General features: G+C 30.7%; 15 protein-coding genes and 1 riboswitch. Of the genes, 2 read left to right on the top strand and 13 right to left on the bottom strand.

The genetic code is table 11. The annotated features are described in order from the left end of the window. Window positions 1–199: 199 nt before the first annotated feature. The 8 genes from KQI86_RS12205 to cdaA all read right to left on the bottom strand — a co-directional run bounded on the left by KQI86_RS12205 (window position 200) and on the right by cdaA (window position 12,113). Window positions 200–2,215, bottom strand: a complete 2,016-nt coding sequence (locus tag KQI86_RS12205) for a S9 family peptidase (protein WP_216439669.1) — start codon at window positions 2,213–2,215, stop codon at window positions 200–202. A gap of 230 nt (window positions 2,216–2,445) precedes the next feature. Further along, window positions 2,446–4,272 carry a glutamine--fructose-6-phosphate transaminase (isomerizing) gene (gene glmS / locus KQI86_RS12200; protein WP_216439668.1) on the bottom strand — a complete coding sequence of 609 codons (1,827 nt, stop codon included), beginning with the start codon at window positions 4,270–4,272 and terminating at the stop codon, window positions 2,446–2,448. A 468-nt stretch (window positions 4,273–4,740) separates the two neighbouring features. Beyond that, on the bottom strand, window positions 4,741–6,102 hold the full coding sequence (gene glmM / locus KQI86_RS12195) for a phosphoglucosamine mutase (protein WP_216439667.1): 1,362 nt from the start codon (window positions 6,100–6,102) through the stop codon (window positions 4,741–4,743). 220 nt (window positions 6,103–6,322) lie between these two features. Continuing rightward, complete coding sequence (gene buk, locus KQI86_RS12190) at window positions 6,323–7,393, bottom strand: butyrate kinase (RefSeq protein ID WP_216439666.1); 1,071 nt, start codon at window positions 7,391–7,393, stop codon at window positions 6,323–6,325. A 21-nt stretch (window positions 7,394–7,414) separates the two neighbouring features. After that, on the bottom strand, window positions 7,415–8,332 hold the full coding sequence (ptb, locus tag KQI86_RS12185; RefSeq protein ID WP_216439665.1) for a phosphate butyryltransferase: 918 nt from the start codon (window positions 8,330–8,332) through the stop codon (window positions 7,415–7,417). Window positions 8,333–8,456: 124 nt separating this feature from the next. After that, on the bottom strand, window positions 8,457–10,055 hold the full coding sequence (locus KQI86_RS12180; protein ID WP_216439664.1) for an NAD(P)/FAD-dependent oxidoreductase: 1,599 nt from the start codon (window positions 10,053–10,055) through the stop codon (window positions 8,457–8,459). Then, complete coding sequence (locus tag KQI86_RS12175) at window positions 10,045–11,295, bottom strand: CdaR family protein (RefSeq protein ID WP_216439663.1); 1,251 nt, start codon at window positions 11,293–11,295, stop codon at window positions 10,045–10,047. The genes KQI86_RS12180 and KQI86_RS12175 overlap by 11 nt, the downstream gene beginning before the upstream one ends. Beyond that, entirely contained in the window at window positions 11,262–12,113 is an 852-nt protein-coding gene (cdaA, locus tag KQI86_RS12170) for a diadenylate cyclase CdaA (RefSeq protein ID WP_216439662.1), read from the bottom strand. Before cdaA ends, KQI86_RS12175 begins: the two co-directional genes overlap by 34 nt. A gap of 149 nt (window positions 12,114–12,262) precedes the next feature. Between cdaA and KQI86_RS12165 the strand changes: the two genes are divergently transcribed. Next, entirely contained in the window at window positions 12,263–13,213 is a 951-nt protein-coding gene (locus KQI86_RS12165; RefSeq protein ID WP_216439661.1) for a hypothetical protein, read from the top strand. Between the two features lie 33 nt (window positions 13,214–13,246). Beyond that, window positions 13,247–13,369: riboswitch (cyclic di-AMP (ydaO/yuaA leader) on the top strand. A gap of 5 nt (window positions 13,370–13,374) precedes the next feature. Beyond that, entirely contained in the window at window positions 13,375–13,899 is a 525-nt protein-coding gene (locus tag KQI86_RS12160) for a cell wall hydrolase (RefSeq protein ID WP_216439660.1), read from the top strand. Window positions 13,900–13,944: 45 nt separating this feature from the next. Here KQI86_RS12160 and KQI86_RS12155 read toward each other — a convergent pair whose 3' ends face one another. From KQI86_RS12155 to KQI86_RS12135, 5 genes are all read right to left on the bottom strand, one after another. Next, complete coding sequence (locus tag KQI86_RS12155) at window positions 13,945–14,805, bottom strand: NAD(P)/FAD-dependent oxidoreductase (RefSeq protein ID WP_216439659.1); 861 nt, start codon at window positions 14,803–14,805, stop codon at window positions 13,945–13,947. 70 nt (window positions 14,806–14,875) lie between these two features. Further along, the gene (trxA, locus tag KQI86_RS12150; protein WP_425514375.1) at window positions 14,876–15,208 is read right to left on the bottom strand and encodes a thioredoxin; all 333 of its coding nucleotides are present in this window, start codon (window positions 15,206–15,208) and stop codon (window positions 14,876–14,878) included. Between the two features lie 66 nt (window positions 15,209–15,274). Beyond that, on the bottom strand, window positions 15,275–16,552 hold the full coding sequence (locus KQI86_RS12145; protein ID WP_216439657.1) for a tetratricopeptide repeat protein: 1,278 nt from the start codon (window positions 16,550–16,552) through the stop codon (window positions 15,275–15,277). A 72-nt stretch (window positions 16,553–16,624) separates the two neighbouring features. Further along, window positions 16,625–17,647 (bottom strand): DUF4652 domain-containing protein, encoded by a 1,023-nt coding sequence (locus KQI86_RS12140; protein ID WP_216439656.1) that lies wholly within the window; start codon window positions 17,645–17,647, stop codon window positions 16,625–16,627. Further along, window positions 17,644–18,201, bottom strand: coding sequence for an RNA polymerase sigma factor (locus KQI86_RS12135; RefSeq protein ID WP_216439655.1), 558 nt, complete (start codon window positions 18,199–18,201; stop codon window positions 17,644–17,646). The genes KQI86_RS12140 and KQI86_RS12135 overlap by 4 nt, the downstream gene beginning before the upstream one ends. Window positions 18,202–18,313: the final 112 nt, after the last annotated feature.

The following is an 18,313-nucleotide window of genomic DNA, read 5'->3' as shown; positions in this document are numbered from 1 at the left end:
ATAAAAAACAATCCACATTGCTGATTGTTTTTTATCAACAATGTGGATAATGTAGGTGTTAAAAAAAGTTTGATCATTTTATTTAATATATCTTTTTTTATCCTATTGCAGTTTTTTCACGAATCGTTTCCGTACCCCTACAAAGTTACAGGGAGCTTAATGCCATAACGTTGCTATAAAATTGTAAGTCATTTATTAATCATAAAACCCTAAAATCTTTCATACTTTCTCCAAGAATATAGTGTGAAAACCACATCAAATTCTGCTTCATAATAGCCACATTAATTCCTGGCTGGTCAGAACTATATGCCATTCCTTTAAATATAATTAATTCTGTATCAACTTCCATATCCCTTAATCCTTGATATAGCTCATATGCATTTGGAGCTGGAACCCCTTCATCCTTTTCACCATGTTGGATCAAGGTGGGAGTGCAGGCTGATTTAATGTATGTCATTGGTGAAGTTTTGGTATATATCTCTGGATCATTCCATGGATTATCTCCTAAATAAATCCTAATAGATTGAGGTATATCTGTATTCACATAATAGGTAATCCAATCACTAATTCCACCTCCCACTGAAATAGCCTTAAATCTATCACTATATGTAGAACAGAAAGCTGATATATATCCTCCTTGGCTCCATCCCATAACCCCTACTCTATCCTTATCTGCAATCCCCTTGTCAACTAGTTTATCCACTCCAGATATAACATCATTGTAGTCACCAATTCCCAGTTTTCTATAGTTTGCTTTTAAGAATTCATTACCATAACCAGAACTTCCCCTGTAGTTTGGTTCTAAAACTATAAATCCTTTTTCGATAAACTGTTCAATAGGATATTTCTCATTAAAATAGTCTAAAAATATTGGAAAGGATGCCCAAGCCGGGCCACCATGGATTACCACTAATAAGGGATATTTTTTATTTGCGTCAAACTCTACTGGGGTTGATAAAACTCCCTCTATTTCAATGCCATCACTACTTTGCCATGAAATTATTTCCTTTTTACTTTTAAGCTTTCCTTTGAAAAAGCTATTTTCATTCGTTATCTTTTTATCGTCTAAATAGATTTCAAAGGTTTCATTTATTATAGCCTTATTATAGGATATATGATTTCCATCCTTTGTTATAGAAGCATCCATTATAAAGCTATTTACTTTTTCGCTTAACATTTCCACAGTGCCATCCTCAGATAGCAACCCAATAAGATAATTAGTTTTATTCTGCCATTTAATTAAAATTCCTTTAGCTGTCCACCGTAATGGAATAACCGTACTATCAAAATCCGTTAAAGGTTGAATTACCTCTCCATTATTAATATCATATATCTCTAATGCACTGTCTTCTATATGGGTCTTATAGTAATCCTTCTCCCTTATGCTTGCTGAGTAACATATTTTGCTGCCTTCAGGAGAAAAGCAAACTCTCCCTCCCAACAACTTATCTATATTCATCTTTTGTAGCTCTCCAGCTTTAATATCTAGTATGTATAAATCTCCATTAATATAATCTCCCATATTTGGGCTTGGTGTAGCCATAAATACAACCTTTTTCCCATCATTTGAAATATCAAATTCATGGATATGAAAATCCTTACCATCAGTTAGTTGATAAACAACGCTATTTTCGTGTTCATCTTTATCCTTACCAGCACTATCAAAACTTTCTGGGTGTTCATATTTATCATTTTGTATCACTTTTTCTATTTCAATGTAATATAAACAATTATTCTGGTATTCCTTACCTATATGATGGAAATCTCCATATAGTTCCTTACGTTTCTTTATCACCTCAGATTCTTTACACTGTGCAACATAATAAAAACCCTTGCCAGTAGGATCCCATTTGAATTTACTTACCCCTTCTTTTTCATCAGTAATTTGAACCTCACTAGAACCATCTATTGACTTAATAAATATCTGATTTTTCTTATTATCCTCGTCACCAACTGGGCTAAGATATGCGATATCTCTAGAATTTGGAGACCATAATGGGCACGTACTTTCTATATCCCTAGTTGTTAATGGGTAACACTGCCCCTTATCTTTTTCATATATCCATACATGATTCCCATATTTATTTTCTTTCCAGTTAGCTGTCTTCTTGACAAATGCTACGTTTTTACCATCATCACTTATGTTTGTACCTGATAAGGTTGGTAGTGAAATAGCCTCTTCTATACTTAGATATGTTTTTTCATTCATTTTCATTAATATCCCCCCTCGTAACTATAATATCATTTAACTCGTAGTAATTATACATAGCTTATATTCTTAGCTAACGTTTTATCAATTATATATTTTTTTATTTTATCCTCATTTATATTTCTTTTTCTTTTAGACAAAAAAATCACCTCTCTATGGTATATGTTACCATAAAGAGATGATTTCGATTAAACTTTTTTACAAATCCACAAAATTTTTCAAATTAATATGGACAACTATTCTACTGTAACTGATTTTGCTAAATTTCTTGGCTTATCAACGTCACAGCCTTTTTGCACTGCAGCGTAGTATGAATATAGCTGTAGCGGTATTACTGATAGCAATGGTGTAAACAATGAATTTACCTTTGGCAAGTAGATAGTAGAATCTACTGTTTTTTCTATATCCTCATGTCCTTCTAGAGCTAAAGCTAATACCTTTGCTCCTCTTGTTTTTACTTCTTTTATATTGCTTACCATTTTTTCAAATAAATCTTCCTGTGTTGCAAGAGCTATTACAATAGTTCCCTTTTCAATTAAAGCGATAGGACCATGTTTTAATTCCCCTCCAGCATAAGCTTCTGAGTGAATATAAGATATTTCCTTAAGCTTTAATGATCCTTCCATAGCTACTGCATAATCTAGCCCTCTTCCTAAAAAGAACATATCTTTATGCATGTATGTCTTTGATGCAAACTTCTGAACTACTTCTTTGTGTTTTAAACACTCTTCTGCTTTTTCTGGTAGAGCTAACATTTCTGCCTTTAGCTCTTCTATTTTTTCTTTGCTTAATGTTCCTTTGTTTTCTGCAAAGAATAAACCTATTATATACATAGCTACAAGTTGTGTTTCATAAGCTTTAGTTGATGCAACAGCTATTTCTGGTCCTGCCCAGGTGTATAGTATATCATCAGCTTCTCTAGAAACTGAGCTTCCAACTACATTCGTTACTGCTATAACCCTAGCCCCTTGGCTTTTTGCCTCTCTTAAAGCAGCTAGTGTATCTGCTGTTTCTCCACTTTGACTTATTACTATCATTAAAGTGTTTTTATCCACTATTGGATTTCTATATCTAAATTCTGAAGCTATATCAACCTCTACAGGTATTCTAGCTAATTTTTCTATTACATATTTTCCAACTATTCCGGCATGGTATGCAGTTCCGCAGGCAACTATATATACTTTATTTATATTGTGTATTTCTTCTTTAGTCATTTTTATATCATCAAGAGTTATATTTTTACCTAACATTACTCTTGAAGTCATTGTATCTCTCATTACCTTAGGCTGTTCATGTATTTCTTTTAACATGAAGTGCTCATATCCACCTTTTTCTGCCGCATCTGCATTCCAAGTTACATGGTAAACTTCTTTATTTATTCCTTCTCCATCTTCATTAAATAATTTAACTCCATCTTTAGTCATAAGAACAAATTCTTTATCGTTTAAAAGGTATACATTTCTTGTATGATTCAATACTGCTGGTATATCTGATGCAATAAAATATTCATCTTCACCGATTCCCACTATTAATGGGCTATCTTTTCTTACTGCAACTACCTTATCAGGTTCTTTACTACATACTACCCCTATAGCATAACTTCCTTCCATTTTTGAAGTTGCAGCCATAACAGCTTTTAATAAATCACCTTTATAATAATAGTCTACTAAATGAGGAATAACTTCTGTATCAGTTTCTGAAACAAATTTATATCCCTTTGAAGTCAACCATTCTCTTAATTGAAGATAGTTTTCTATTATACCGTTGTGAACAACGCTTATACTTTCATTTTCATTGCTGTGAGGATGTGAATTCTTATCTGATGGCTCTCCATGAGTAGCCCATCTTGTATGTCCTATTCCAATATTACCTTTAATAGGATCATTAGACAGTTTTCCTTCTAGATTTAATAGTCTTCCCTTGCATTTAGTTGTTTTAATTTCATCCTCTTCAATTATAGCAACTCCTGCTGAGTCATATCCTCTGTATTCAAGTTTTGATAGTCCTTCTACTAATATTGGAGATGCTTGTCTTTTTCCAATATAACCTACTATTCCGCACATAATAATCTTCCTTTCTATTTTTAAGGTTTTAACACCTGATTGATTTGTGCCAAAAATCACTTTTTGGTTTTGTCAATCTTTAACGGTAGTGCGATACCGTGGGGCACCCGCCGAAGATTCGATACTCCCCATCCTCGTCAACTTAAGTGAGACTCTAAATCTTTGATTTAGCCAGTCGAACTTACTCAGCATAAGCTGAGTTTCCTTTATCTACTCTAAATCTTTGATTTAGTTAGCCGAACTTACTCAGCTATAAGCTGAGTTTCCTTTATACACTCTAAATCTTTGATTTAGCTAGTCGAACTTACTATTTCCCAGTTATATCACTTAAGTTCTGGCGCTTTATTATTAATACTGTTCTCCCATATCACCTCCTAAAAACTTTTAAAGTAAGTCACTTATATATTATATTTTTATATAGTCAATTTGGTCAATAACAAATTTTAGAAGTAGCCAAAGGCTATTCCATTATTTTAATGGAATAGCTGCCTTTTCTTCTATTAATTTTGCCAAATTGTGGGCTATTACATCTATTTCTTCTTGGTCTTCTCCCTCAAGCATAACTCTAACTAGAGGTTCAGTACCTGAAGGTCTTATTAATACTCTTCCCTTGCCATTCATTTTTTCTTCTATTTTTTCTATTTCTTCTGCTATTTCTTTATCTTCTATATATATTTTCTTTTTGTCATTTGGAATTTTAGCATTTACTAAAACTTGTGGTAGCTCTCTCATTATTGAGGTTAATTCTGATAATTTTTCCCCACTTTTCTTAACTATTGCTGAAAGTTGAAGAGCAGTTACCAATCCATCTCCTGTAGTGTTGTGTTCTAAGAATATAATATGTCCTGATTGCTCTCCTCCAATTTTATATCCTTCTTTTAACATCTCTTCTAAAACATATCTATCTCCAACCTTTGTCTTTACAAGGTCTATTTCTTCTTTATCCATAGCAATAAATAGTCCCATATTGCTCATAACAGTAACAACTACAGTATTTCTATCTAGCTTACCTTGTTCTTTCATATGTTTGCCACAAATAGCCATTATGAAGTCTCCGTTTACTAGATTACCTTTTTCATCAACAGCTAAACATCTATCCGCATCTCCATCGAAAGCTAGTCCTAAATCACATCCATTATCTACTACGAATTTCATTAAATCCTCTGGATGGGTGGATCCACACTTTTTATTTATATTTATTCCATTAGGTTTATTGTTTATAGGATAGATCTCTGCCCCTAATTCTTTAAAACCTTCAACTGCAGCTTTGTATGCCGCTCCATTAGCACAATCCAAGGCAATTTTCATACCTTTTAAATCTGTATCTACAGTTGATACTGCGTAGTTTATATAATCTTTTAAAGCTGTTCCTTCTTCAATTATTCTTCTTCCTATACCTTCTCCTATCGGACATGGTACTCCTTCAAAATTACTTTCTATTAACATTTGTATTTTATCTTCTAATTCATCAGAAAGCTTATAGCCTTGTCCATCAAAAAACTTTATTCCATTATATTCTACTGGATTATGAGAAGCTGATATAACTACTCCAGCATCTGCTCCATATTTTCTTGTTAAATGTGCTATTGCTGGTGTTGGAACTACCCCTAAGCATACTGCTTCTGCACCTACAGAAAGTATCCCTGCCACTAATGCACTTTCTAACATATGACCAGAAACTCTCGTGTCCATTCCCACTAATATTTTAGGTTTATGTGTTCCATTAGTTAGTACATAAGCACCCGCTTTACCAAGGTTATATGCAAGACTAGCTGTCAATTCCTTATTAGCTATGCCTCTTACTCCATCTGTACCAAACATTCTACCCATAGATAAATACCTCTCTTTTTACATATTTAAATTTTTCCTTCAAATTAATATCTTTTCTATGTCATGTTATTTTTTCAACAAGTCATAAAAATATTATAATATAATTCTTTAATACTAACAACCTCAAGGAAACATGTAAATATTAGTGTTCTCAAAATGTTAATAAAATAAAGAATGCGGAGTAACTTTAAAAATCACTCCGCAATATTTCACTTATATTTTATTTATATTCCTTAGCTTTTTCTTCTCCCTTTAACACTCTCAATCCACCTTGAACTAATGCTAATAGTTCATCTTCTCCTGGATATTTAACAACAGGACCTGCGAAGGAAACTTTTCTTTCTATTTCAGATGTTACATATTTGCTATATGCTATTCCACCTGTTAATATTATTGCATCTATTTTTCCTTCTAACACTGCTGCACATTTTCCTATTTCTTTAGCTATTTGATATATGAAAGCATCAAGTATTAATTTGTATTTTTCATCTCCTGCTAATGCTTTTTCTTCAACATCTCTAAAGTCGTTAGTTCCTAAATATGCAACAACTCCACCTTTTCCATTGATCTTCTTCATTATTTCTTCAAGAGTGTATTTTCCTGAATAGCAAAGTCTTACTAAATCTCCAATTGGAACTCCTCCAGATCTTTCTGGTGAGAATGGTCCTTCTCCGTCTAAAGCATTGTTAACATCTACTATTCTTCCACCTTTATGTGCCCCTACTGAAGCTCCTCCACCCATGTGAGTCACTATCAACCTTACATCTTCATAGGCTTTTCCATTTTCTTTTGCATATCTTCTTGCTACAGCTTTTTGATTTAATGCATGGAATATACTTTTTCTTTCTACTTCTGGCATACCAGAAATTCTAGCCACTTCTTCTAACTCATCTACAACAATAGGATCTACTATGAATGCTGGTATATTTAATGATTTTCCTATTTCATTTGCTATTATTCCTCCAAGGTTTGAAGCATGTTCTCCTCTTACACTTGTTTTTAAATCTTCAAGCATAGCTTCATTTACATCATATGTACCACCTTCAAGTGGTTTTAATAAACCGCCTCTACCTACTATAGCATCTAGTGTATTTATATCAAAGTTTTTTTCCTTTAATATATTTAATATTACTTCTTTTCTAAATTGAAATTGGTCATATACATTAGCGTATTTTCCTATTTCCTCTGAGGAATGTCTCAAAGTTTCTTCTAAAAGTAAATTTTCATCCTCAAAAACGCCTATTTTAGTTGAAGTTGAACCTGGATTTATTATTAATAATTTATAAGACATAAATCTTCCTCCACCTTAGTACTATTTATTTTTTTGCATATTTTCAGCTACTAAAGCTGCTAATGCGATTGAATACATTTTTGTTTCATGACTATCGTTTCTAGATGTTAATACAACAGGTGCTGCTGTTCCTACTAATAAACAACCATTTTTAGAATCTGTTGTATAAGTTAAAGTTTTATACATTATGTTACCAGCTTGAATATTTGGAAGCAATAATATATCAGCTTTTCCCGCTACTTCTCCACCAACTTTTTTATGTTGAGCAGCTTCTTCTGATAATGCGTTGTCCAATGCAAATGGTCCATCAACAACGCATCCTTTTATCTGTCCTCTATCACTCATCTTTGCTAAAATTGATGCGTCTATTGTTTCAGGCATGCTTGGATTAACCACTTCAACAGCACATACTGCTGCAACTTTTGGTTTTTCTATTCCCATAGCATGAGCAACTGATGCTGCATTACCTATAATATCAACCTTCTCTTTAAGTTCAGGATACATATTAAATGCAACGTCTGTTAAGAACAGTAATCTATCAAACTTTTCTGTTTCGAATACAGCAACATGAGACATTAATTTACCTGTTCTTAACCCAACTTCTTTATTTAAAACAGCTCTTAAGAAGTTAGCCGTATCAACTAACCCCTTCATAACCATATCAGCTTTTCCTGTTGATACAAGTTCAACTGCTTTTAATGCAGCTTTTTTCATATCGCTTTCATGGATTATCTCAAACTTTGTTAAATCCATGCCTATTTCTTTTCCTATGGCTTCTATTTCATCTTTATCTCCTACAAGTACCGCATCAGCAAGGCCCTTATCCTTTGCATCTCTTATAGCTTCAAGCACGGGCTTATCCTGTGCCACCGCTACAGCTACTTTTTTCGTCTTTTGACTTTTTACTCTTTCTAGTATTTCATCAAAACTTTTTAACACTATAAACACCTCTTCTTAAAAATTTAATATAGGCATTTGTCAAATTTTTAACTAATAAAAATGAATATATCCTATCTATTATATTCTAACAGAAATTTCTATGAAAAGACATTTTTTCAGAAAATTAAATTAACGGGCACCATTCTTTCATTATAGCTTCAGCTACTCTTACCCCATCTACTGCCGCTGACATTATTCCACCTGCATATCCTGCCCCTTCTCCTGTTGGAAATAGTCCCTTTACAGATATGCTTTCAAGTTTTTCGTTTCTAACAATTCTTAAAGGAGCTGACGTTCTTGTCTCTATGCCAGTTAAAACTACATTGTTGTCACCAAAACCCTTTATTTTTTTGTCGAATTCCAAAAATCCTTCTTTTAAAGAATCTGAAACAAACTTAGGTAAGCAATTATTTAAGTCCTTTAAAGAATAGCCTGGTGCATATGTAGGTTCTATATCACCTATTTTATTGCTAGCTTTATTTTCAAAGAAATCACCTAAAAGCTGTACTGGGGCAAAATAATTTTTCCCTCCTAGTTGGAAGGCTAACTTTTCATAATGTCTTTGAAATTCCATTCCGGAAAGAGGGCTATTACTTTCAAAATCCTCTGGAGTTACAGATACTACTATAGCTGCATTGGCATTTTTTCCATCCCTATTATGATAACTCATACCATTAGTAACTATCATATTTTCTTCAGATGCTGCAGCTACTACATAACCTCCAGGACACATGCAAAAACTATATACTCCTCTATTATCCTTGCTACTACATGCTAATCTATAATCTGCTGCTCTTAGTTTTGGATGCCCTGCATACTTACCATATTGACTTTCATCAATTAAACTTTGTAAATGTTCCGCTCTTACTCCAATGGCAAATGGTTTAGGCTCCATAAATACGTTCTTTTTATATAGCATTTCATAGGTATCTCTTGAACTATGACCTATAGCTAACACTAAAGCTTCACAAGGTATTTCATTTCCACTAACAATTATAGATTGTAATTTCCCATCTCTTATATTTATATCTTCAAGCCTGCTGTTAAAATGTACTTCTCCACCTAAAGATATAATCTCATTTCTAATATTTTTAACCACATCTTTAAGTATGTCTGTGCCTATATGAGGTTTACCCATATACATTATTTCTTTTGGTGCTCCACCCTTAATAAATTCTTCTAAAATAAAGTCACACCTAGTATCCTTTATTCTAGTAGTAAGTTTGCCATCGGAAAAAGTTCCTGCTCCACCTTCTCCAAACTGCACATTAGATTCCTTATTAAAATTACCATTCTGCCAAAAGCTCTCTACACTCTTGCTTCTATCCTCTACCTTTTCTCCTCTTTCTATTATTATTGGTTTATATCCTTTTTGTGCTAATATGAGGCCTGCAAATAATCCTGCCGGCCCCATACCTACAATTACTGGACTATATTGAAATTTTCTATCACCAAACTTAAACTCATCATTATAATTTATTTCTTCAAGCTTTACATCCTTATCTCTTACTTTAGAAACTATTTTCTTTTCATTGTCACAGAAGACTTCTACAGCATAGTTAAATTTAATATTGTCTTTTCTTCTTGCATCTATTGATTCCTTAAGTATCTTGATATCTTTTATTTTTTCTGAAGATATCTTAAGCTTTTTACATACCTTTTCTTTTAAATTAAGCATATCTTCTTCTATATCTAATATTATATTATTTATTCTAATTGGCATTTTGTTCCTCCGCCTCAGTATTAGTTTGTTGTTCTTGTGTATTTTTTATAGTAACATTTATACTATTTGGATTAATAGACTCTACATTTATACCAGTAGGCAAATTTACTTTAACTGGTAGATTGTGTTGCCCTTCCTTTAAGGATTGTAAATCTACATAACATTCAATGTCTTCAGGTTTCACATTGCTTATAACATCATGCAATCCTGATATTACAATAGTCACCTTATCCTTATCCATTTCCATGGTATGATTACTTTCTAAGTTCATGGTTTTAATAGCCAAGGATACTTCTTTATCTATTATAATGTTTGAATATATCTTTACTTTTATTACTGTATCTTTGTTTACTAACTCTACTCCCTTAGGCAGAACTAGTTTAGTAACCACTTCATCTCCTGTTATACTTGTTAAGTCAATATTTTCTGTATCTAAAGAATCAATGGTTTTCAATACATTTTCATCTCCAGTTATATCAACCCTCTCAGGTTTTACAGTTATTTTATCTAATAATTTATCTTCCCCTAGCTGTCCAGAGGTTTTTACATTTACAGCTACATTCTTAACCTTTTTTATTGGAACTTTAACTTCTGCTGCTACAGGCTTTATATTTATATAGTCTATTTTATTGCCGTTTTTATCTAATGCCTCTATAGGAACTACCATGGATACATTTTTATAGGCATTGCTTAAATCACATTTCACTTCTCCTCTATCCACAGAATTAACAAATTTAGCCGCTCCCTTTACCGTTACCTCTTTTGTGCTTGATGTTGCTTCAAGCGGATAATATCCTTCATTTACATTTCCAAATGCATTAACCTTTAAAGGTACTGTTTTTTCAATTAAATCATCTAATGATATTGTTACCCAGAGATTATCACTATTCATTATGTTCACATTCTCAGGACTTCTTTGAATTTGAACAGGTATATTATTTTCTCCTTTTCTTAGAACATACGCATTTAAATCTACCACCACTTTAAATTGCTCCTCAGTAACTGAGTATATATCATTCATACTTCCTTTTAAGGTCAATGATACATATGGTTTTTGGTCTGGTAGTAAAGATAATTTAGACTGTTCCAATGCCTCTTCATTTACGATTGTAACAGGAATATTTTTTCTGTAGGTCTTTATCGGATTCATTACACTAGTGATATATAACCACAATCCGAAGGCAGCAATTACACAACAAATTTTTACTATTGCCTGTTGCTTTCTGTTCTTTTCATCCATGCTACCACCTTCTCTCTAAAATTTAACTTTTTTTCTTGATTCTTTTGAATTATTTTAGTTAAAACCAATTTCAATCTACTTTTATCATAATTCCTCGTAAGCTTTCCATTAAAGGCTAGAGATATAGTTCCTGTCTCTTCAGATACTATTATTACAATGGAATCTGAGTTTTCAGATAGTCCGATAGCAGCTCTATGTCTCGTACCAATAGATTTATTTAACTCATTATTGCTGGTTAGTGGTAGAAAACATCCAGCAGATACTATTCTATCATTTCTTATTATAGTTGCTCCATCATGAAGGGGTGTATTAACTACAAATATATTTTCCAATAGGGAGGCTGAAACTATTCCGTCTATTTTCACTCCCGTATTTATAGTTTCACCTAAACCTGTCAATCTTTCAATTACTATGAGAGCTCCAGTTTTAGATTTGGATAAATTATCAACTGCATATATTATTTCATTAATAACTTCTTCCATAGTTTCTTCATCTTCTAATATATGTCTATCATTAAAAGCGCTTCTTCCTATATGCTCAAGTGCTCTTCGTATCTCAGGCTGAAATATGATAATAAAGGAAAGAACCCCTATAGTTAATGTATTGCTTAGAATCCAATACAGGGTATCTAAATTTAATAATTTACTTATAGGTATAAAAATAACAATATAAATAATTCCTTTTAAAAGTTGCATTGCCCTAGTTTCTTTTATAAGGCTATAGCACTTGTAGAAAATATATGAAACCGCTAGTATATCTAATACTGAGAAAATATTTATATTTTTTACTGAGTTAATGGCAATTTTAATAATGTCCATAAACTCACCTCCCTAAAGAAATTATGGTCATTTCATATTTACAATTATACACTATCTTATAAAGTTTTTATAAGATTTTTAGACTAATTTTATAAAATATTAATATATATAAGTAAAGAATAGAGCAATTTAAAAGGGGGTATCTTTTTATGAAAAAGAAAATATTCTTTATAATTCCTATTGTCACAGTCATATTATTATGTACATATTTTTTTATACGCAAAAATTACATAGATAATAAGCAATCTTTAAAATATCACACTAAAAAAATTAATGAAATAAATAGTAGTACTAATTCTTTAATAAAAGAAGATAACATTAATATCGATAAATCCAAAGAAGAATTACCGAAAATAATTTCTGAATTAGTTATAGTAAAAAATAATTTAACTTCTCTAACTCCTTCAGATAAGGAAATAAAATTGAAGAATGATATTATTAAAGGAGTTAATAATAATATACATATATATGAACAGTTACTATCAATTTTTAATAATCCAAAGGGTAAGGATATAGATAAATCTTTTGAGAATGTAAAGAAATACAAAAAAGAATGTCTAAAATATTATCCTTTAGAGGAAAAATCATTAAAATATATAGACCTTTCAATTTATCATATAGAAGGATTAATTAGAGAAAATAAAGATAAGGAAATTCATCATAGTCACTATAAAGATTTTATTGATAACCTTGATGGTATTTTAAGCTCTTTTATAGAAATAAAAATAGACTTTTTATCCTATAGAGATGATATTGACGATAACAAGCTTACCTATGATGAAGTTATAAACACTTTAGATTATGTAACAAGTGAATTTGAGGAAGTTAAAAGTAATTTCTCTAAGATATCTGTTCCTAACCAAGGGGTGGAATGTTATAAATTATTCTCAAAAATTTTAGATTATTATAGTTCATATTTAAAAAGCTTTGAGTATGCTATAAATAAAGAATTAGAAGCCATAAAAAATGATTCCTCTATAACGGTGGCGAATTCGAACTATCTATATACGGAATCCAATCTGAATTACAAGCTTATGAATTCAAATTATAATGATTTTATTAAAATTTATTTAGATTTTAAAAAAGAAAATGAGAAATAATAAAAATATGTATTTTTTCACTATTACAGGGAACAATATGGTTAACCTAAGTTATTATAAACGCGGGGGAACCAAGTTTTGGGGTGAATCGTTTAATACGTAGGCTAACCTTTGCCGAACCCGTCAGCTAACCCCGTAGGTAAAAGGAGAGGATTTAATTAATGTACAAAAAAAACCTTATTGTTTTCTTTATTGCATTAATCTTACTATTTCCTTCTAAGGTTAACGCATATGATTTAGCCCAGGAAGAAAAAGATTTATTTAGAGAACAAGGAAGAACAGTTCAAGTGTTAAGTTATGATAATAAACAACTTCATGTTACAGATAACGATATTCATTTAATGGCTAAAGTAGTTCACGCAGAAAGCGTTGGCGAACCTTATGAAGGTAAAGTTGCTGTAGCATCTGTAATTTTAAATAGACTTAAAAATCCAGCTTTCCCAAAATCCATTGAAGGAGTAATAAAGCAACCTAGGGCATTCTCCTGTGTTATAAACGGAGAGATCAAGGCTGAACCTAATGAGCATTGCTATAGAGCAGTAATCGACGCTCTAAGCGGAAAAGACCCTACGAATAATTCATTGTTTTTCTATAATCCTAAAATTGCAACTTCTACATGGATGAAAAATGTAGAAAAAGATAATGTGAAATCCATTGGTAATCATGTTTTCTTTATTGCTAAATAGGTCTCCTAATAATATAGGAGACCTATTTATTTTAAAATTTTTCATTTATTTTTTGGAATCAATATAAGCTACAGCATTTAAAGCTGCTACTTGGCCTTCACCAGCAGCTTTTAAATATTGATATGGTTTACCTGTACAATCTCCTGCTGCAAAGCATCCTTCTATGTTTGTAATCATATTTCTGTCTACTTTAATATGCTCATTTTCTAATTCTAATCCAGGAACTAATTGACCTGGAGATATGCTATCCTTCAATATAAATACACCATCTGTATCTAATTCCACTTTATTTAAACGTATCTTATTCACCATTGAACCACCAATTATTTCTAATGGTCTATCTTTTATAATTTCTACATTTGTATTCAAGTTATAATTCCCTTTGTACATTGGTATATAATATAGTTTAGAAGCCAACTCACTTACAAAATTTGCTTCTTCTTCCGCTTCTTTATTATATCCAACTATAGTCACTTTTTTACCTTTATACAATGGCGCATCACAGGTTGCACAATAGCCTACTCCTCTTCCTAAAAATTCTTCTTCCCCTTTAAGCGGTTTAGTAAATTCCATTCCAGTAGCTATTATTACAGTTTTTGCTTCATAGGCCTTATCATTTACCATTAAAGAAAAAAAGTCTCCCATAGCATAGATAGCATTTATTCTCTCCTGAACTATATCTATTTCCATATCTTCAATGTGATTGACAAATGCTTCCTTTAGTTCTTCCCCAGTTACATTTGGATATCCTAAATAATTATTTATCTTTGGTGCCTTAACTAATTTATTACTTAATTGCTTATTTCCGAACAAAATTACATTCTTATTTCTTATCTTTCCGTTTATAGCTGCTGAAAGTCCCGCTGGACCAGTTCCAACTATTGCAATATCATATCTTTCATTCATATATTTCACTCCTTTTACAATAAGGAAATAAGTTAACACTAAGGGTGTTAACTTATTTTAATTAATAATTTTAAACGTGTTTTTCAATAGCCATTTTTAATGCTTGCTTTGGTCTAAACCCAACTAATGTTTCTACTACTTTTCCGTTTTTGAATACCAATAAAGTTGGAATACTTGCTACTCTAAATTGATTAGATGTAACTGGATTTTCATCAACATTAACTTTTACAAATTCAGCTTTTCCTTTTAATTCTTCTGAAAGCTCATCAATTACTGGAGCTAGCATTCTACATGGACCACACCAAGCAGCCCAAAAATCAACTACAACTGTTTTATCAGAATTTAACACTTCCTGTTTAAATACATTATCTTTTATTTCTCTTGCCATTCTATTTACCTCCATTTTATACCCCTCATGGGTATGTGTTATTTTAATTTTATATTATAATTATTATAAAGTCAATACTTTTTAATAATTATTATTTATTATATCTTGAACTTTTGAATTGTTATAAATTGTGTTAGGATACTCTTCAATTACTCTATTTGCATAATGCTTTGACTTATCTATATCTATATTTTTATACAAAAGACATAAATTATACAATACGATTTCTTTATATTCACCCTTATCAAAACTTTCATCATATATTGTATAATATTTAATTGCTTCCTTAATATTTCCAATCTGTTCATAGCATAATGCTAGAATATATATGGAATGGGAATAGTACCAAGTATCTGCTCCATACTCATATGCCATCATTAGATAATCTTTAGCATTATCATACTCCATCTTTTCGTAATAGCTATACCCCGTTGTATAAAAAGCTTCCCTTCCTTCTGTAAGCAATAACTCCTTTCCTTTTCCAAAGATTGATTTTTCATTTATACCTAATTCCTTTTTGTCCCATTTTTTTATTATTTCGTATACCTTATCGTAATTTTTATTATCAATATAACTTTTTAATTCTTCATATGGGAATTTTTCAACAGGTTTTTCTTTAATTATCTCTTCTTTTATTTCCTCTTTAGGTGATTTTCCTGTTTCTGTTTTGTCCTCTATTTTATCTTCTGTTTTATTTTTTACTATATCTTCTGTTTTATTTTTATTTAAATTGTTTTTATTATTGTTAACTATTTTACTACTATTATTTTTTATAACTAAAACTATTGATGTTATGGATACTAAAATCACCAGTAAAATAATTAATGGCATCATTTTTATTTTATCCTTTTTAACTACTCCAGTTCTTGTTATCTCCTTTTTGCTTTGTAGAGCAATTTTATTATTTCTATCCGTTCCTAATACATTATTTATATGCTCTAAAGCCTTTAAATAATCTCCCTTTTTCATATAGCATAATGCTAAATAATTGTTTACATTTATGTAATTAAAATGGCTGTTGCTGCATTCTTTTAACATTATAAGTGCTTCATTAATTTTCATTTCTTTGATTAATACTATTGCAGTATTATATATACTTAACAGCTTGTCATCTTTTTTGCTATCTTCCAAATACTTTTTAGCTACACTATCTTTATTCACATGTACATTCATTTTCCAAAGACTTTTGCTCCCTTGTAAATCTCCGCTTATATAGTATAGCAATCCCTTTAAATTTATAGCTGCTGAATTGTTTAAATTTAATGATATACTTTTTTCACATAGATCCATGGAATCATTAATATATCCTTTATTATATTTTTCTAGTGCTTTATTATATGCTTTTTGACTCTTATCCATATATTTCTCCCTTAAAATTATTATAGATATTATATAGTTTATTATAACAAAAAATAAAGGGCATTTAGCCCTTTATTTGTCAAATATTACTCTAAAATTTTCCAAAGTTACAGTTTCCTTATGGAATTTATTAAATTCCTCATCCTCATATACATTTAAATTTAATTTTAGATCTAATGTTCCATCTCTATTTATTTTTTCTAAACTTGTTACTTCTTTCTTTTCATCTTTTGTTTCATATACTAAATAATTGTTATTAGACTGCATATTTAGCATATACAGATTCCCTCCCTTAGTAACAGTTCCATAAGGGAATCCGATTATTAATAATAAATTTTCATCATCTAACCATTGTATATATTTTGGTGTAAGCTGTTTTTGATCAGGTATTATGGAATATCTCATAATTTTATTACTGTCCATTTCTTTAATAACAACTGTAGCAATGCCCTCTTCTACTGCATATGGTCCCTTACCTTCTATTGTTGCTTTAAATTTTTTATTTGGTGATTCCACCCAAGGAGTATTAAATTCTATTTGTTTTTCATCTTTAACTTCTTCTCTTATAAACTGAACTTTTTTATCAAAAAATACTGTTGATTCATTTTTTTCTTTCTGCAAAGTCCCTTTTTCTTCTGATAAATTTTTTGTATTAGCATCAAAACTTCTAATATTTTCAGGCTCTAGTGTCCTTTTTTCTATTTTAGCATCTTCAGATGCTCTCTCTAAATTATCTGCCTTGTTAAATTCATTTCTTATTAATGGGGACATCGCTAGAAAAAATATCAAGCAGGCAGCAGATGCTAAATACTGTTTACCATATTTTTTAAAATGAAATCGTAATTTATTCCACGGGCTTTTACTATATCTATCTTTATCTATGCTTTTCATTATTTCTGATCTTGAACTTTTAAACTCTATATGTTCAGTATTTAACGATGCTTTTATAAGTTCATCTAGTTCCTTCTCTTCTTCATATATCTTTCTGCAACTATCACATGTATTTAAATGATTTTCTATTGCTTCATGTAAGTCATTGGATACGCTGCCTTCAAGAAAATCAAACAACTTTTTTCTAACTACCTCGCAGTTCATATCCTACACCTCTTTTCATTATTTAAACTATGTTGTTTATATTTATCTCTTGCTTTATAGTATCTTCTTTTTACAGAGGATTCACTTATATTTAGTATTTGAGATATATCTAAAAAGGTCATCTCTTCTCTAGAGTACCGCAATAATATTATCTGTCTATCTATTTCTTCTAAGCTATTTATAAAAGCTTCTATGTTTTTCTTTGTTTCCTTAAACTGAGCTGTTTCTTCAGGTCCTACCTCTTTTGAAGCTATATCCTTAACCTCTTCTATATTTGATTCATGGACTCTTTTATATTTTCTCATGTAATCAATGGACTTATTTTTAGCTATTTGAAAAACCCAGTTAGAAAATTTATACTCATCCTTATACATATAAAGTTTATTATATAAGGTTATAAATACTTCTTGTGTTATATCTTCTGCAGTTTCCTTGTTTTTAACCATATTGTATATAAACTTTAACACAGGTAACTCATATTTGTTTACTATAATATTAAAGCTATCTGTATTCCCATTTAAAACTTCTTGCACAAGCTTTAAATCATCTTCCACAAGCAACTCCTCCCTTTCTAATATTTAATACGTATATTAAATTAATTAGTTCACGCTATAAAAAATTGCCAAGCAATTTTTTAGTTGATAATTGAAAATTTCTAATTTCAAA

The sequence above is a fragment of the Clostridium mobile genome (assembly GCF_018918285.1).
Lineage (GTDB): Bacteria > Bacillota > Clostridia > Clostridiales > Clostridiaceae > Clostridium_AW > Clostridium_AW mobile.
Note: the sequence above shows the minus strand (reverse complement) of the source record. Positions and strands in the feature narration are given on the sequence as shown.

Excerpts from the sequence above, each read along its gene's own strand:
- KQI86_RS12205 (WP_216439669.1), bottom strand. The coding sequence starts at position 2,215 with ATGAAAATGAATGAAAAAACATATCTAAGTATAGAAGAGGCTATTTCA.
- glmM (WP_216439667.1), bottom strand. The coding sequence starts at position 6,102 with ATGGGTAGAATGTTTGGTACAGATGGAGTAAGAGGCATAGCTAATAAG.
- trxA (WP_425514375.1), bottom strand. The coding sequence starts at position 15,208 with ATGGAGGTAAATAGAATGGCAAGAGAAATAAAAGATAATGTATTTAAA.
- glmS (WP_216439668.1), bottom strand. The coding sequence starts at position 4,272 with ATGTGCGGAATAGTAGGTTATATTGGAAAAAGACAAGCATCTCCAATA.
- KQI86_RS12145 (WP_216439657.1), bottom strand. The coding sequence starts at position 16,552 with ATGGATAAGAGTCAAAAAGCATATAATAAAGCACTAGAAAAATATAAT.
- KQI86_RS12175 (WP_216439663.1), bottom strand. The coding sequence starts at position 11,295 with ATGGATGAAAAGAACAGAAAGCAACAGGCAATAGTAAAAATTTGTTGT.
- KQI86_RS12155 (WP_216439659.1), bottom strand. The coding sequence starts at position 14,805 with ATGAATGAAAGATATGATATTGCAATAGTTGGAACTGGTCCAGCGGGA.
- KQI86_RS12140 (WP_216439656.1), bottom strand. The coding sequence starts at position 17,647 with ATGAACTGCGAGGTAGTTAGAAAAAAGTTGTTTGATTTTCTTGAAGGC.
- buk (WP_216439666.1), bottom strand. The coding sequence starts at position 7,393 with ATGTCTTATAAATTATTAATAATAAATCCAGGTTCAACTTCAACTAAA.
- KQI86_RS12160 (WP_216439660.1), top strand. The coding sequence starts at position 13,375 with ATGTACAAAAAAAACCTTATTGTTTTCTTTATTGCATTAATCTTACTA.
- cdaA (WP_216439662.1), bottom strand. The coding sequence starts at position 12,113 with ATGGACATTATTAAAATTGCCATTAACTCAGTAAAAAATATAAATATT.
- KQI86_RS12165 (WP_216439661.1), top strand. The coding sequence starts at position 12,263 with ATGAAAAAGAAAATATTCTTTATAATTCCTATTGTCACAGTCATATTA.
- KQI86_RS12180 (WP_216439664.1), bottom strand. The coding sequence starts at position 10,055 with ATGCCAATTAGAATAAATAATATAATATTAGATATAGAAGAAGATATG.